This is a genomic window from Paenibacillus sp. 1A_MP2 (assembly GCF_052244825.1).
GTDB lineage: Bacteria > Bacillota > Bacilli > Paenibacillales > Paenibacillaceae > Paenibacillus > Paenibacillus vandeheii.
This window is the reverse complement of sequence record NZ_JBQQCS010000001.1, coordinates 1,982,342-1,998,379: the sequence shown is the minus strand read 5'-3', so window position 1 is coordinate 1,998,379 and position 16,038 is coordinate 1,982,342. Positions and strand designations below refer to the sequence as shown.

Below are 16,038 nucleotides of genomic sequence, written 5' to 3'. Positions count from 1 at the left end.
AAACACATTTATATAGAGAAATGGTGATAACGATGTCCAAAACAATTGAAAATACACGGGTCGTCGTTGGCATGTCCGGAGGTGTCGATTCTTCCGTCACCGCACTGCTGTTGAAGGAGCAGGGTTACGATGTCATCGGCATTTTCATGAAAAACTGGGATGACACGGACGAGTTCGGCCACTGTACCGCTGAAGAGGATTCAGAGGACGTACGCCGGGTTTGCGAACAGATCGGCATTCCTTACTACACTGTCAACTTCGAGAAAGAGTACTTTGATAAAGTATTTTCCTATTTCCTTGATGAATATAAGTCGGGTCGGACTCCGAATCCGGATGTCATGTGTAATCGCGAGATTAAATTCGGCGAATTCCTGAACAAAGCACTGGATCTCGGCGCTGATTATGTGGCTACAGGCCACTATGCTCGCCTCATTGAAGAAGATGGAACGTTCAAACTGCTGCGCGGTGTCGACAGTAACAAAGATCAAACGTACTTCCTCAATGCACTGAATCAGAACCAGCTGTCCAAAGCCATGTTCCCGATTGGTCATCTTCCGAAACCGGAAGTGCGCAAGATTGCAGAAGCGGCTGGCCTGTACACCGCGAAGAAAAAAGATAGCACAGGTGTCTGCTTCATCGGCGAGCGCAACTTCAAAGAGTTCCTGAGCAACTATCTTCCTGCCAAAGGCGGAGACATGGTTGATATTGCAACCGGAGAAGTGAAGGGCCGTCATGACGGTCTGATGTACTATACGCTTGGACAGCGTCAAGGTCTCGGCATTGGCGGTTCCGGTAATGGTGAGCCCTGGTTCGTGGCAGACAAGGATTTGGAGAAAAATCAGCTGCTTGTTGTTCAAGGCGATGCACATGCAAGTCTGTACTCAACTGGTCTCACTGCAACGGGTGTAAACTGGATCGCAGGTTCAGCGCATATGCCAAACGTACCCTTCCGTTGTACCGCCAAATTCCGCTATCGTCAGCCGGATCAGGGTGTAACCCTGACATGGCAGGATGATGGCAGCGTGGATGTACAATTTGACCAACAGCAAAAAGCGATTACGCCTGGTCAAGCTGTTGTGTTTTATGATGGAGATGTGTGTCTCGGCGGTGGAACGATTGATCAGGTTCAAAAAGTGCCTGTACCAGCGCTGCAATAGATTCAATAATAGAAATGAACCCATCCCATATGCATTTTGCACAATACCCTGTATTCCTATAACAAAAGCCATCTTTCATGTATACCATGACGGATGGCTTTTTTCCTTCTTTTCCTGCAAAAAAAATAATTTTTTTCACTTATGCAGCCAACCACACGCCTGCAAAAGAAGCCGCAACCCCCAGCAGTACCGAACTGATGACGTATACAACTGCTCTTGAGTAACGTTCCTGCCCCAGCAGACCGAGGGTCTCATATCCAAATGTAGAGAATGTGGTATACGCTCCGCAAAATCCAGTCCCCCTATCACCCAGATTCCGTCCGAAATCGAGGCTGACTGATGCCAGCCATAGAGCAATCCAAGTAACAATGAACCACTGATATTAATGACCCATGTCCCCCATGGGAAGGCCGTTCCGAGCGAACCGGATATCCATCTACCCAAACTATAGCGGAGCACTGCTCCCAGCATCCCTGCAAGACCAATCCAGATGATCATGGTGCAACACCATCCTGCGTTGGTTTACCCAACATTCGCTGTCCAAGCTTCATTCCCAATGCACACAGCAATAACCCTGCAAGTAAACTCACAACGAGGTATACAACAGCCTTCACCCACATTCCTTCCTCAGATAAACGGACAATATCCAACGTAAACGTGGAGAATGTGGTGAATGCGCCCGTAAACCCCGCCCCAATCGCTAGACGAAGTTGAGGCGTTATTTTGCCTGGAACAGCTATGGTGAAGAACCAACCCAAAAACAGACTCCCGATGGCATTAATCAGCAGCACTGCCCAAGGGAAGCCTTCATTTGTTACTGGCACCCATAATTGAATCCCATATCGGCAAAACGTACCTATAATGCCACCGATTCCAATATAGAAAATTTCTTTCATCGTTCAAGCCTCTCCCGGTTCATCGATCTTACAGCTCTCTGCGCCGCTGCTGGTTTAGACGAATCTTGGATTCATTGCCTTGTTCCGTTGCTTCATAAAATACACGACGCGAAAGCTGCTTCGGTAAATATTCCTGCTTCACATAATGGCCCGGATAATTATGCGGGTATTGATAGCCCTCATGTCCAAGCTTTACTGCACCGGAATAATGAGTAACCCTCAGATGAAGAGGGACCTCAGCAGATTTCACCTCATCAATGGCATTCATCGCTTTTGAAATCGCAGTGTACACCGCATTGGACTTCGGACTTTCAACAGCAAACAGGATCGCTTGGGCTATGTTCAGCTTGGCTTCAGGCCAACCATTATTGCGATAAGCATCCAGCGCCCCGATGGCCTGGGTCATCGCTTGCGGATTCGCAAGTCCAATATCTTCACTGCTCGCTGCAATCAGACGACGTATAAACGTCATCGGGTCCATGCCCAGCTTTTCTACCGCATACAAAAACCAGAACGGTGCCGCATCACTGGAACCCCGAATGCTTTTTTGAAATGCCGATAATACATCATATTGTGTCGATTCATCCGCCTTCACAATCGGACGACGAATAGACTCTTCAGCTACATCAAGCGTAATGTGAATCGAACCGTCCTTCTCTGGCGGTGTAGTTAGTGCAGCAAGTTCCAATGCGTTCAGCGCACGCCGAATATCGCCATTGCTCGTCGCAATATGCTCTAATGCCTCGTCGTCAGCCTGCAGGTCCCTGAATCCCAAACCTTTATCCGCATCTGCCAGTGCCCGGCGCATCGCAATCAGGGAATGTTCTTTGTTCATAGACTCCAGCTGAAACAGCGTGGAACGGCTCATCAAGGCCCCGTTTACATAATGAAAGGGATTCTCTGTCTTATATATAGGATTTGGTGAAAATTAATATCTCCTAGATTTAAATTAATGACGGATTGTAATATGAAGTGCGACACCTACTGAAAATAAATAAAAAAGGACCCATGGCCGGATTCGTGTAGAATGAAGGTTCCTTACACCATATTCACACAAGGAGAATCCACCATAAGCTACACACATCTTAGCATAATTGAGCGCAGCAAGCTAGAAATCCTCCATCGGCAAGGTCAAAGTTCAAGAGCCATCGCATAAGAATTAGGAAGACGGGTAAGCATGCTTGTTCCCTCCTATGGACACAACAAATTAGCGCGGCAATTTATTTTAAAGCCAGTTCCGGCCAGGATCTTTGCTAAGACTCGACCTTAATTTTGCTGACATGAAATATCCTTGCCGGGAACATACAGCTTATTCCGTAAATACCGGATGTACACATCGACCACATTCCTTTCCACCAGCGAATCGTAGCCCCATACCAAGTCGAGCAGCATATCTCTCGTTTGGACAAGGTTTGGATGCTTCATAAACACGGCCAACAGGGCGAATTCACGCTTGATCAGTAATTTTATCCAACGCTTACTGCGTAGCTTCGGTTGAGATGGGTCACTTTCACAGAAAATTCTCATTTTCAGCTGTTACACTAATGGACAAAACCGAATCAACATGGACAGTATGAGCAGCTGATGCGGTGGTTTCTATGACGATAAAGGAGGATGGGAAATTGGAACAGTAGACGCATAATCAGGAGGGCTTGATCCAGCCGCCCATGAGCCCGGGAAGACGGAAGTTAAACAAAGTCTCGCAAGTCACCATCTTTTTTGGGATCATTAAAATCTTGGCAACGACCGTTGGGGAGACGGCAGCGGACCTGCTGAACCAAAACCTCAATCTTGGCCTGACCGTAACGACGCTGCTGATGACGGTGCTTTTGATCGGGGCTATGGCAACCAGTGTGGGAGAAACAACGCAGACTTCCTTATTAGTAAATGAAATATAATAAAGTTGTGGGAAACCACTTTAAAGAAAGGAAATTATATATGCAAGAAAACCAAAATAAAATGATAATTTTACTTAACAAAGTGCCACAAGTGACGATTTTCTTTTGGATCATCAAAATTTTATGTACCACTGTTGGTGAAACATTTGCTGACTTCATCAATTTCAACATTGGGCTTGGTTTAACTCTTACTACCATTATTATGGGAGTTGCGTTTTTTATTGCATTGTTTTTTCAACTTAAAGCAAACAAGTATGTTCCAGCCATTTACTGGGTAACAGTTGTTCTTATAAGTGTATTTGGAACACTGGTAACGGATAATTTGACAGATAATATGAGCGTACCACTTGAGGTTAATACAGCTGTTTTCTCGGTGCTACTAGGACTCACTTTTCTATTTTGGTATCTTAGTGAAAAAACACTATCGATCCACTCGATTTTTACTAAAAAAGAGAAGTTTTCTACTGGCTTACGATCCTTTTCACCTTTGCACTTGGAACTGCAGTCGGCGATTTATATTCAGAACAACTTGGTTTTGGTTATCTTAACACAGGAATAGGCGTTGTTATTATTATTGCTCTTGTGTTCTTAGCTTATAAATTTTTGAAACTTGACGGGGTATTAGCTTTCTGGATTGCATATATTTTAACTCGTCCTCTTGGAGCGTCACTTGGAGATTACCTATCTCAACCAAAAGTAAATGGCGGATTAGGACTCGGGACAACCGTTACGAGTGTCATTTTTCTTATCGCTATTTTAGCGATCATCGTTTTCCTTTCCGTTTCAAAAATGGATACAAATGCTAAAAGTGATAAAGCGGAAACAAATCAAAGTAATGCAAATAAGAAACATGTGCTAACACAAACGATTGGTGTACTCGTAATTTTCTTAGTTGTTGGTATAGGCGGTTATAACTGGCTCAGTAATTATATTGCATCACAAGGTGCTGCTGAGCAAGCTACGTTAGGAGGTGAATTAAACGATTTTGTTAAAATTGAAAATGATATGCTAAACGCTGTAAATAAAAACGACTTTGCTACAGCAAAAAAAGGGGCAGATGAATTAGAACATCAATGGGATACACAAGAACCTAAGCTTCGAAAAATTGATGGCACTACATGGACGAAAATTGATGGAACAATTGATGTTGTATTAGCAGCAGGTCGTTCATCGAATCCTGATGTAAACAAGTGCAAAACAGCACTTAACAATTCACTTAGTACCCTAAACGCAGCAAATAAATAATAATCTTAGGAATCGCCAACCGCGATTCCTTTTAAAATGGAACTTTTTATTAAACTAAACTCCGTTAAGAATATTCCTTCACAACATCGATAAATTAACATACTTCATTTGCTAAAATATAAAAAAAATGCGTTTTGATAAAAGGGTTATGGTTCAACTGACTCTCAAGGAGTTTGGGAGTCAACTGGCCTAATAGGACAAGTAGCCCATCCAGAAAAGATTGTGACTAATTATGATAGTAGCGGTAAGCCAATGGATGTTAAACGCCTGTTCGGTGCACATCTCTCATCAAGTGAAATGGAGAAAGTTATGGATAATGTAGATAAACTGGGTGTAGCTACAGCAAGGCACCTTTTTTTACTATTCAGCGTTTAACCCTTTCCCAAGATCGTTTGAACCTTTACTAGATTATTTACCTTCTCTTTCCCCTGGATTTTGGTCCCTTTGCGGACGTCTCCCCAAGCCCTGTCCAAAGCTGTATAGGCCGTGTTTGACTTAGGAGTTACACCAAGAGACAGAGAGTGATATACGGGCTTCTGGGAGACCCAAACGCTCTGCCGATTCGATTGCACTACATGTAATATTACCTACGTTCGGATCAGCACAACGTACCCAAGATCCCACCGATTCCAATATAGAAAATTTCTTTCATCGTTCAAGCCTCTCCCGGTTCATCGATCTTAAAGCTCTCTGCGCCGCTGCTGGTTTAGACGAATCTTGGATTCATTGCCTTGTTCCGTTGCTTCATAAAATACACGACGCGAAAGCTGCTTCGGTAAGTATTCCTGCTTCACGTAATGGCCCGGATAATTGTGCGGGTATTGATAGCCCTCATGTCCAAGCTTCACTGCACCCGAATAATGGGTATCCCGCAGATGAAGAGGGACCTCAGCAGATTTCACCTCATCAATGGCATTCATCGCTTTTGAGATCGCAGTGTACACCGCATTGGACTTCGGACTTTCAACAGCAAACAGGATCGCTTGGGCAATGTTCAGCTTGGCTTCAGGCCAGCCATTATTGCGATAAGCATCCAGCGCCCCGATGGCCTGGGTCATCGCTTGCGGATTCGCAAGTCCAATATCTTCACTGCTCGCTGCAATCAGACGACGTATAAACGTCATCGGGTCCATACCCAACTTTTCTACTGCATACAAAAACCAGAACAGAGCCGCATCACTGGAACCCCGAATGCTTTTATGAAATGCTGACAATACATCATATTGTGTCGATTCATCTGCCTTCACAATCGGACGACGTATAGATTCTTCCGCTACATCGAGCGTGATGTGAATGGAGCCGTCCTTCTCTGGCGGTGTAGTCAGGGCAGCCAGTTCCAACGCGTTTAGCGCACGCCGAATATCGCCATTCGCCATCGTCGCAATATGCTCCAATGCCTCGTCGTCAGCCTGCAGATCCATGAATCCCAAACCTTTATCCGCATCTGCCAGTGCCCGGCGCATCGCAATCAGGGAATGCTCTTTGTTCAAAGACTCCAGCTGAAACAGCGTAGAACGGCTCATCAAGGCCCCATTCACATAATGAAAGGGATTCTCTGTCGTAGCGCCGATAAAAATGATCGTGCCCTTCTCTACTGCAGGCAGCAATGCATCCTGACGTGAACTATTAAAGCGGTGTACCTCATCCAGGAACAAAATGGTTTTTGATCCGTACAACTGCTTGTTCGTCTGTGCCTGCTCAATGACTTCACGTACATCTTTAACCGAGGCATCCACCGCATTCAGACGAACGAACTGTCCCTGCGTATGCTGGGAAATAATATGTGCGAGGGTCGTCTTGCCACATCCCGGAGGACCGTAAAGCAAAATGGACGAGATCTGATCGGCTTCAATAGCGCGCCGAAGCAGTTTACCCGGTCCAATAATGTGCTCTTGCCCAATATATTCATCAAGCCGCTCTGGCCGCATGCGGTCAGCGAGCAGTCTTGCTTGAGGTTCTGAATCCTGCTGAAACGAAAATAAATCCATTGCTCATCACTTCCTTAACGGATTTCCTTTACTTGACCCTTATCAAAATCCTGATTAATCTCTATTCTCTATCATATCATACTCCCGCGGCAGCATACCCATAAAAGCGCCAAGCGCACTGCTGACAAAGGCATCCTTGCGCGTAATAAAATGAGTCATCATCCGATTCATGCCTGCGGGGAGAGTGTGCTTTCGCAGTGATCCACTTTCGATCTGGTGCCGAATGACGATCTCAGGTAACACTGAAATTCCCATGCCGGAGGTAACCCCGCTAATAATCGCTTCAAGGGTTCCAAATTCCATAATGATCGGACGGGTTACGCCACTAACCGATAACCATTCCTCCAAAACCTGACGATATGAACAACCCATACTGTAGACCAGAATCGGTTTACTGGTGAGCTCTTCGTCTTCCGGTCCGATACCGGAGGAGACCACATATAATTCTTCATCAAATACGGGAGTAGACGCAATATCGGGGTGATCACAGGAACAACCGATAAAAGCCCCTTCCAATTCATACCCAATAACCTGATCCATAAGCACTTGGGAGTTCCCCGTAGTCAATGATAAGGAGACCGCCGGATGCAGTTTATAATATTTTGCAAAAAGCTCAGGCAACCGAACCGCTGCAGCAGTCTGCGTGGAGCCGATGCGCAGCGGGCCAGCTGGCACACTTGTAGAGCTGAGCGCTTTTCCAGCCTCATCAAGCAGGCCGATAATTTTATCTGCATATGTCAGCAGCATCTCACCTGCTGGAGATAACGTCATTCCCCGATTATGACGAATAAACAGCAGTGTCCCTACTTCAGATTCCAGATGTCGTATCCTTGCTGTGACATTGGACTGCACGTAACCGAGGCGCTCCGCAGCTCGGGTCAGATTTCCTTCTTGTGCCACACATTGAAATATCCTTAAATCGCCGCTCTCCATTGAATGAGCCTCCCAACGATCACCTTTTTTAGACAGACATCATTTAAAATGATACCCAATCCATTAACAATCATTATACAGTATAACAACTCCGAGCTACAATCGGGGTATATCAGAACACAGCAACTTACTTTCGCTGAGTTCACTTAAGGAGTGTTAAGGATGATGAAGCCTCTAAAATATACGTTCCTGATCATCGTAACCACTCTCATCATGGGAACCTCGTTTCCTGTAGGCAAAATCGGTATGATGTATGCTCCTCCCTTTTTGTTAATGGGACTTCGCTATATATTGGCAGGAGCATTACTCGCCTGGATCATCAGAAAACGACCCATGCCTGTGGGGTGGAAACAATGGATGCAAATCGGCGTAATCGGTCTGTTCCAGTCGGCGGGCGTGATGGGCTGTGCCTACTACAGCATGAACTGGATCAGTTCGGGAGAGTCCGCCATTATCACGTTCACAAATCCCTTGCTTGTCATCATCCTGAGTGCTGCATTATACGGTGTGTCCTATCGTTTTAGCCAATGGACCGGTGTAATTCTCGGATTTGTCGGAGTGGCGTTGACCTTTGGAATGCATCTCAGCTTGAATCCTGGGACAGGGATTGGGTTTGGTGGTGCTATATCCTTTGCTGTATCCACGTTGCTTATTAAGCGCTGGGGAGCTGCTCATGATACATTTGTGCTTACCGCTTATCAAATGCTTGCTGGAGGCGCCGTACTGCTCTTACTGAGCGTTTTTACAGAGCAGCCCCATTTTATCGTGAATACAACGTCTATCGTTGTCCTGGTATGGCTGACGATTTTCTGTTCCATCATTCAGTTCACACTTTGGTTTTATTTGCTGCAAAACACAGATCCAGCCAAAACCAGTTCCTTTCTTTTTCTGGCACCGCTGTTTGGACTGTTGTCGAGCTTTGTCTTGCTGGAAGAGCATGTCGGCTGGATCGTCGGTGCAGGTGGAGTAATGATCTGTCTGGGCATTTTTCTGGTTAACCGTCATCCCAACAGGCATAATTCAACCTTGGATAAACCGGGTTTGAACCAACGAACACCTGCAAGTTAACCGCAGGATAATATCAACTACCTGATTGCAAATATACTTTCGTGAATAACACACCTCTGCTGAGAACGTACAAAAGAGCATGGTGCTTGAACAGCGCCATGCTCTTTCCATATGAATACGATGTTCAACAAACAAGAATTCACTCTGACTCGCTGTCAGGCCAACCCTGAATGGCAACGGACTCACCTTCTGAATTGTGAGTTGCAGCAGCATAGTCAGGCAATGGGCCATCGTTGAACAACCACAGTTCGTGCAATGCCCGTGTACAGCCAACGTATAACAACTTCGCATCACCCGCATTGGGCAAATAGTGTTTCTCATCCGCGTCCGCTACGATAACGGCATCAAACTCCAACCCTTTTGACAAATAGACAGGTAAAACGGAGTGTCCGCCTGTGTACTGTTTTTTGCCGCCGTCAATCAAGTTCAGCTCCCAGCCTGCTGCCTGGAGTTCATGATGAAGCTCCTTTGCCTCATGCAGGGTACGGGTCAGAATGGAGACGGTGCGATAGTCTTTGACCGTTAACAGCTTCAAAGCCTGTTCGAGGCTTGCTGTACGTCCTTTTTTCCCATAGGACAATGTCCGTACAGGATCACCACTCCGGAATACAGGAATCGCCGTAATCCCGCTCTTGACGCCCCGCTCCAGAATCGTATTGGCATAATCTATAATTTCCATTGTCGAGCGATAACTCCGGGTCAATGCAAAATATGCATTCTGTTCCTCGGGGAACAGCGAACTCATCTCGTCCCACGCATGAACACCACGGTACTCATGAATACCTTGGGACAGATCGCCCAGTATGGTGAAGGAATGTCCTTTGACGAACTGATCCAATAATGCCACATGAAAAGGAGAAAAGTCTTGCGCTTCATCAATGACGATGTGATCGAACCGCTCTGAACTTTCAATATCATGAACCAAGGTATGAATGTACACCAATGCAGGCAAATCCTCTTCACGGATAATATCCTGCTTCAGATCTGCTGCCGTTTGCTTCATCACCAATTTGGGGATAAGAGCGCTCAGCGAGGCAGGTACCGAGCCACCTTTAACGACCTTGAACAGCTGTTTGTACAGCGTAAGCGGTTCATATTGAGGCCATTTTTTGGCGTAGGCTTTCTCACGGGTTGCCGCTTTCTTTTTACGCTCTTTGCGAACGGCTTCCGGCGAAGGCTTCTTGAGCTCCATCTCAATCCAGCGGTGAATACGCGCCATGACCCGCTCTTTCCGTTTCGCCAGCGGATAATGTTTGTACTCTTCCCCGAACCAGTTCTCAATCTCGGCTTTACGGAGCACCGCACCATCCCATGGACTGAAGTCCATATCGGGTACGGACTCCTCTTCCATCCCGGACAGCCACTCGCGAATTAATTCCATGAAGCGGATCGAGCCTTTGTACCGCCCAGGCACATCATCATTGAGTTCAGGACGTGCATCCGGGGTTTCAAACCAGGTGTTCAATGTCTCCGACGTATCCGCCAAAGGCTGGTCCAGTCCCAGCAGGTTCATTGCCCAATCCGGGAATGTACGCTGCTGAATGTCCCCTACACCGAGCTCTGGAAGTACATCTGATATGTAATCCAGGAACATGTGGTTGGGTGCAAAAATAACCATCTTCTCCGCAGATACCTGCTCCTTGTATTGATACAGCAGGAAGGCAAGTCGATGCAGGGCCACGGTTGTTTTTCCAGAACCGGCCACACCCTGAATGATCAATGCGGTGTTTCTTGCCGCACGAATAATCTGATCCTGCTCTGCCTGAATGGTAGATACGATATCGCGGAGCTTGTTGTCCTTGTTCTCTCCCAGTCGATACACGAGGAATTCATCCGATACGGCTGGCTGGTCGCTGTCCCGATTGTACGTATCTGCCACCCGTTCCAAGATACGCTGCCGAATGACCACGTTTCGTTTTAGATAAACCAAGCCCTCAATGAGTCCCTCCGGGGCTTCATACGTTGCGGAGGCTTCCCCTCCAGTAAATGAGTAAAACAGGCTTGCGACAGGAGCACGCCAATCGATGACGAGCGGATGCTCTCCCACCTCTTCGCGGTCTACGCCGATTTTGCCAATATACAGCGGTTTCCGTGCACCACTGCCCTGTTCTTCGAAATCCAAGCGTCCGAAATAGGGTTGCTGCGCGCTCTTGGACAAGGCGGTGCGGCGCTCTTCGCGTCCGGCTTCCAGCACTTGTTCTGTGAAGTCGTGGCCGGTGTACACCGGAATATTGTGCAGCCGTTCCAGCTGACTGTCCACTTCCTTCATCGTTCGCTCTAACCTGTACTCTTCTTCTTGATAGGCACTTTGAAAGCTGTCTGACATGTTTCAGTTACCTCCTAAGAATATGTTTGTTCTGCATAGCCAATCACTGACGACACAAAAGGATACCCACTATATCATATTGATGTACAAAAAGCTACAGTAACCCGGATAGCAAAATGAAAGAAACCGCTGCTCCTGTTCGCAAAGAACAGATGAACAACGGCCATCCTTTTCATTACTCCGACTCCAAATCCGACTTACCATCCTGTGCCACAAACTGCTTCTGAGCCAACTCACGGTATACCGGATGGTTGCTGATCAGCTCCGCATGTGTTCCGGTTCCCGTCACATGGCCCTGTTCCAGAACAACAATCTGATCAGAGTCGACAACGGTGGACAATCGGTGTGCAATGACAACCGTTGTTCGTCCTTCCATCAGATTGGACAGGGCTTGCTGCACTTCATGTTCAGAGGTGCTGTCCAGACTGGACGTCGCTTCATCCAGCATCAGAATATCAGGGCTGCGCAGCAGTGCACGAGCAATAGCGATCCGTTGGCGTTGGCCTCCGGAGAGCTTAATCCCGCGTTCTCCCACTTCCGTATCATAGCCCTGAGGCAGCTTATCAATAAAAGCGGAGGAATACGCCATCTCTGCCGCATGTCGAATTTCGTCCATACTTGCCTCACGGCCCAGTCCGTATGTCATATTTTCCTTAATTGTACCTGCCATCAGTGGGCTTTCCTGAGAGACATATCCAATCTTGCTGCGCCAGGAAGCCAACGAATAATCCGTGATGGCTTGTCCACCATATGATATACTGCCCGACCCCGGAAGATAGAACTGCTCCAACAGAGAGAATAGCGTTGATTTCCCGCTACCGCTTGGGCCTACAATAGCCGTCACTTTACGGGCAGGAACGGTCAGATTAATCCCATGCAGTACCTCTTCCCCTGTTACATAAGAGAAGTGCAGGTTGTTAAATGTAATCGTCTCATTTCCCTTGGGAGCAATTGCTGTGCTATGACGCGGTTCTTCTTCATGAGCCAGAATAGCCTGAATGCGTTCTGTCGCACCGACAACCTTTTGCAAACGTGAATACAGTGTCGTAAATTGCCCCATCGGCATAATGACCTGGAACAACAGCAAAATGAAGGCAACCAGTTCTCCCGGAGACAGCAATCCCGAAGCCACCCGCATGCCGCCAACACCCAGAATAACAACCAGTACAGCCGTCATGACAAATGTAAAGAGCGGACCGATCAACGCCAAGATCCGAGCTTCCTGTAGTCCAAAAGCAAACATCTTGCCAATGCGGGAATCGCCTGCTTCTGCCTCCTGTTTCTCCGTACCATAAGCTTTCACCAAACGAATCTCGCCTATGACTTGGCTGAGCACGGAAGTAAGGCCCGCCATTTCGTCCTGCTGCTTTTTGGAGATTTTGTACATTTTACGTCCGACAGGTAACAGAATAAGCAGCGTTAGCGGGACCAGACTCAGGATAATAAGAGACATGACCCAATCCAGATAGAATAGCAACGCTACCCCGCCCACAACCGCAACGATATTGGATACAAAAGAAACGAGATAATCCGCAATTAGCGTCATAATCTGACTCGTATCATTCGTAATTCGACTCATCGTATCACCCGTACGATTTCGGTCGAAATATGGCATCGGCAAGGATAATACTTTGTTCCACAGCTTCGTTCGCAATGTCGCAACCACGCGCTGGCCTGCATAGTTCAACATGTAGATGCTGATGCCTGAAGCAATGGCCTGAATAACGAATGCTCCCAGCAGCAGAAAAATAACGGACTTGTTCAGCGCGGACATCGTCAGCCCATCAATCAGCCCTTTGGTCATCAGCGGGACAATCAGGCCAGCTGTCGTCTGAATGAGTGTCAGGATTAACGCTATAATCAGAATAAGCTTCGGTGGATTTGTGGCAGCAATCAGCTTCACAAAATCCCTGAATCCTTTTTTTCCTACTTTCGGTTCAGCTTGACCCGCTTGTTGTTGCTCTTCCATTCCCGTTCCCCCGTTCTCCCGATGTTCACCAGAGATCATACGTATGAGTTAACATAATGTTTCCTATCTTTTACAATATCCCGTGCAGAACAAAATTCGCCAAAAAGAGAATTGCAATGCCATACATGACTTTAGGCACCTGCTTACCCTGACCCACCGCCAGCTTCGCTACGGGATACGCAATGAATCCAAATGCCATACCGTCGACGATGCTATATGTAAATGGAATCATGACCATGATCAGAAAAGCCGGGAAAGCCTCCGTAAAATCACGGAAATCCATGTCCTTCACATCCTGTACCATCAATCCGCCTATAATGATCAAAATGGGAGCGATGGCACTGTCCGGGATATAAGCCAGCAGTGGAATAAAGAAGAATGTTGCACCGAATAGCACTGCGGTAACCAGTGGAGTCAAGCCTGAGCGCCCGCCTGCAGCTATACCGGCTGTTGTCTCAGCCGCAGCTACAGTAGGGCTGCTTCCAAAGATCCCGGCAAAAATATTCGAAATTGACAGGGCTCGCAAGCTGCCTTTAAATCTTTCGGGGCGACCAATCAAATGGGTCTGGGCCGTAATCAGGCCGATATTTTCAAATACAACAATCAGCAGCAACAGAAATACAGCAATCCAGAACGACAAGTCCACCAGATTTGCGAAGGAAAGCTCAGCGAACAAACCGCCATATTGATGCAATGCTTCTGCGGCAGACACGGGGTCACCCGGTTTACGGCCCCAAGCACATAAGCCAGTCCTGTTCCCGCCAGAATACTGATCAGAAGCCCGCCCTGTACATTTCGTATAAATAGAATCAATGCAAGCACAAGTGTAACACAAGCAGTAATTACTCCAGGGTCGTTAAAATGCCCAATGGCTACAAACGTCGTCTGATGTGCGATGACGATTCCGCTTTTTTGCAAACCGATAAACGTCAGGAATAGACCGATTCCGACAGTGATGCCATGCTGCAGGTTTTTGGGAATGGCCTCACTGATCATTTTATATAACGATGTAAACGTCACGACCGAAAATAGCACACCTGTGACCGATACAACCGCCAAGGCTTCCTGCCAGCTCAATTTCATCGAATGTACGAGTGTGTAAGTGAAAAATGCATTGATGCCCATGCCAGGTACAACGATAATCGGTGATTTGCCGCCAAATGCCATCAGCAAACAACCTGCAATGGACGTCAGAAGTGTGCCCACCATAGCTGCCTGCAGCGGCATTCCGGCATCCGCCAGAATTGTTGCATTGACCATCACGATATACACCACGGCAAAATAGGAAATGGCCCCCGCCATAATTTCCTTCTTCCACTGGTCTCCCTGCTCCAGGCCAAGTCTTCTGGCCATCCATCCTTGTTTCATTCGTTCCGTTCTCCTCTCTCTATATAAGCCGAACAAATGTATTTACACTCTACCACTGCGCGGACAGAACAACCTTCTGATCGCTGTTATCCCCGGATTTTTAGATTTATGTTTTTAAAGTTAAATCCGGTGATAAGCGTATGCTTCCGATGCAGCTTTCTTTCAGAAAGCTTTTAGTCGAACGCTTCGCTTCTCCAGGTTTTTTCTGTCCTCTTCGTTCTTGTGCAAATCTTATATTCATCTTATATAGCTGCGATTTCTCTATGTATTTTTCATCATTTCGTGCAGCACCACATATCATACACGGTTTTGGGATCGAAGTACATCACGTAACCCTGACATTGGTTAGGGTTTTGCGTATGCAAAAAAGCGCAGACACCTTGTCGGCATCTACGCTTTTCCCTTACAGCAAATTACTGCTGCTTGTTCTCTGCAATTTCAATCAGTTCCTTGACAGCAACACTGACCATGATCAGTCCGGCTACCGGAGGAACAAAGGCGTTACTCGCTGGTGGCTGTTTGGCCTTGCGAATTTCCGGCGCATTTTCAGGTACAATTTTCTGTGTTACATCTTCGCGTGGTTTGAGCGGCTTTTCCGTTGAAAAGACCACTTTTACACCTTTTTTAATACCGTCTTTGCGAAGTGTCGTACGGACAACACGAGCAATCGGGTCCATGGTCGTTTTCGAAATATCCGCAACCTGGAATTTTGTCGGGTCCATTTTGTTTGCCGCACCCATACTGGAAATGACCGGAATCTTCCGTTTGAGGCATTCCTTGATGAGGTGGATTTTGTAAATGATCGTGTCGGAAGCATCCAGCACATAATCCAGCTCATACTTGAACAATTCCTCATACGTCTCTTCCGTGTAAAACATATTCAGTGCAATGGCGTCACACTCTGGATTGATGAGCTTCACCCGCTCCACCATCAAATCTGCTTTTTTCTGACCCACGGTCGTTGTCAAAGCATGAATCTGACGATTGATGTTCGTGATGTCCACCACGTCTTTATCAATCAGAATGATACGGCCAACACCGCTGCGAGCGAGGGCTTCCACTGCAATACCACCCACACCGCCGATGCCGAGCACAGCTACTGTACTATTTTTCAAGGCGTTCAGACCTTCAGGTCCGATTGCCAGTTCTGTTCTTGAAAATTGATGGAGCATTGAGAATCGATGCCTCCT

At 46.9% G+C, this 16,038-nt stretch carries 11 protein-coding genes and 6 pseudogenes; 6 read left to right on the top strand and 11 right to left on the bottom strand.

The genetic code is table 11. From position 1 onward, the window contains the following. Positions 1–32 precede the first annotated feature (32 nt). Entirely contained in the window at positions 33–1,157 is a 1,125-nt protein-coding gene (gene mnmA, locus ACTWJ7_RS09910; protein ID WP_301878357.1) for a tRNA 2-thiouridine(34) synthase MnmA, read from the top strand. Between the two features lie 135 nt (positions 1,158–1,292). On the opposite strand, the gene ACTWJ7_RS09905 is transcribed toward mnmA, so the two are convergent. From ACTWJ7_RS09905 to ACTWJ7_RS09895, 3 genes and pseudogenes are all read right to left on the bottom strand, one after another. Continuing rightward, on the bottom strand, positions 1,293–1,655 hold the full coding sequence (locus tag ACTWJ7_RS09905; protein WP_443145372.1) for a fluoride efflux transporter FluC: 363 nt from the start codon (positions 1,653–1,655) through the stop codon (positions 1,293–1,295). Beyond that, positions 1,652–2,053 carry a fluoride efflux transporter CrcB gene (gene crcB / locus ACTWJ7_RS09900; protein ID WP_301878360.1) on the bottom strand — a complete coding sequence of 134 codons (402 nt, stop codon included), beginning with the start codon at positions 2,051–2,053 and terminating at the stop codon, positions 1,652–1,654. The genes ACTWJ7_RS09905 and crcB overlap by 4 nt, the downstream gene beginning before the upstream one ends. A 28-nt stretch (positions 2,054–2,081) precedes the next feature. Next, positions 2,082–2,957, bottom strand: a pseudogene (locus ACTWJ7_RS09895) (replication-associated recombination protein A); the annotation flags it as partial. A gap of 165 nt (positions 2,958–3,122) precedes the next feature. Between ACTWJ7_RS09895 and ACTWJ7_RS09890 the strand changes: the two are divergent. Beyond that, a pseudogene (locus ACTWJ7_RS09890) lies at positions 3,123–3,206 on the top strand (helix-turn-helix domain-containing protein); the annotation flags it as partial. Between the two features lie 113 nt (positions 3,207–3,319). Here the strand turns inward: ACTWJ7_RS09890 and ACTWJ7_RS09885 are convergent. Next, positions 3,320–3,514, bottom strand: a pseudogene (locus tag ACTWJ7_RS09885) (winged helix-turn-helix domain-containing protein); the annotation flags it as partial. Positions 3,515–3,720: 206 nt separating this feature from the next. On the opposite strand from ACTWJ7_RS09885, the gene ACTWJ7_RS09880 reads away from it, so the two are divergent. From ACTWJ7_RS09880 to ACTWJ7_RS09870, 3 genes and pseudogenes are all read left to right on the top strand, one after another. After that, positions 3,721–3,951, top strand: a complete 231-nt coding sequence (locus ACTWJ7_RS09880; protein ID WP_079350686.1) for a hypothetical protein — start codon at positions 3,721–3,723, stop codon at positions 3,949–3,951. Positions 3,952–3,991: 40 nt separating this feature from the next. Then, a pseudogene (locus tag ACTWJ7_RS09875) lies at positions 3,992–4,752 on the top strand (COG4705 family protein); the annotation flags it as partial. A 636-nt stretch (positions 4,753–5,388) separates the two neighbouring features. Continuing rightward, positions 5,389–5,571 carry a hypothetical protein gene (locus tag ACTWJ7_RS09870; protein WP_443146357.1) on the top strand — a complete coding sequence of 61 codons (183 nt, stop codon included), beginning with the start codon at positions 5,389–5,391 and terminating at the stop codon, positions 5,569–5,571. Between the two features lie 65 nt (positions 5,572–5,636). Here ACTWJ7_RS09870 and ACTWJ7_RS09865 read toward each other — a convergent pair. The 3 genes and pseudogenes from ACTWJ7_RS09865 to ACTWJ7_RS09855 form a co-directional block, all read right to left on the bottom strand. Next, positions 5,637–5,799: pseudogene (locus ACTWJ7_RS09865) on the bottom strand (recombinase RarA); the annotation flags it as partial. Positions 5,800–5,876: 77 nt separating this feature from the next. Beyond that, the gene (locus tag ACTWJ7_RS09860) at positions 5,877–7,184 is read right to left on the bottom strand and encodes a replication-associated recombination protein A (protein ID WP_079350687.1); all 1,308 of its coding nucleotides are present in this window, start codon (positions 7,182–7,184) and stop codon (positions 5,877–5,879) included. 54 nt (positions 7,185–7,238) lie between these two features. Then, complete coding sequence (locus ACTWJ7_RS09855; RefSeq protein ID WP_443145371.1) at positions 7,239–8,117, bottom strand: LysR family transcriptional regulator; 879 nt, start codon at positions 8,115–8,117, stop codon at positions 7,239–7,241. A 162-nt stretch (positions 8,118–8,279) separates the two neighbouring features. Between ACTWJ7_RS09855 and ACTWJ7_RS09850 the strand changes: the two genes are divergently transcribed. Beyond that, positions 8,280–9,185: a DMT family transporter gene (locus ACTWJ7_RS09850; protein ID WP_367620510.1), complete on the top strand. Its 906-nt coding sequence runs from the start codon at positions 8,280–8,282 to the stop codon at positions 9,183–9,185. A 139-nt stretch (positions 9,186–9,324) separates the two neighbouring features. On the opposite strand, the gene ACTWJ7_RS09845 is transcribed toward ACTWJ7_RS09850, so the two are convergent. From ACTWJ7_RS09845 to ACTWJ7_RS09830, 4 genes and pseudogenes are all read right to left on the bottom strand, one after another. Continuing rightward, the gene (locus ACTWJ7_RS09845; RefSeq protein ID WP_301878362.1) at positions 9,325–11,511 is read right to left on the bottom strand and encodes a HelD family protein; all 2,187 of its coding nucleotides are present in this window, start codon (positions 11,509–11,511) and stop codon (positions 9,325–9,327) included. A 175-nt stretch (positions 11,512–11,686) separates the two neighbouring features. Beyond that, entirely contained in the window at positions 11,687–13,480 is a 1,794-nt protein-coding gene (locus ACTWJ7_RS09840) for an ABC transporter ATP-binding protein (protein ID WP_024633057.1), read from the bottom strand. A gap of 70 nt (positions 13,481–13,550) precedes the next feature. Continuing rightward, a pseudogene (locus ACTWJ7_RS09835) lies at positions 13,551–14,848 on the bottom strand (NCS2 family permease). Between the two features lie 413 nt (positions 14,849–15,261). After that, the gene (locus ACTWJ7_RS09830; RefSeq protein WP_024633055.1) at positions 15,262–16,020 is read right to left on the bottom strand and encodes a tRNA threonylcarbamoyladenosine dehydratase; all 759 of its coding nucleotides are present in this window, start codon (positions 16,018–16,020) and stop codon (positions 15,262–15,264) included. Positions 16,021–16,038: the final 18 nt, after the last annotated feature.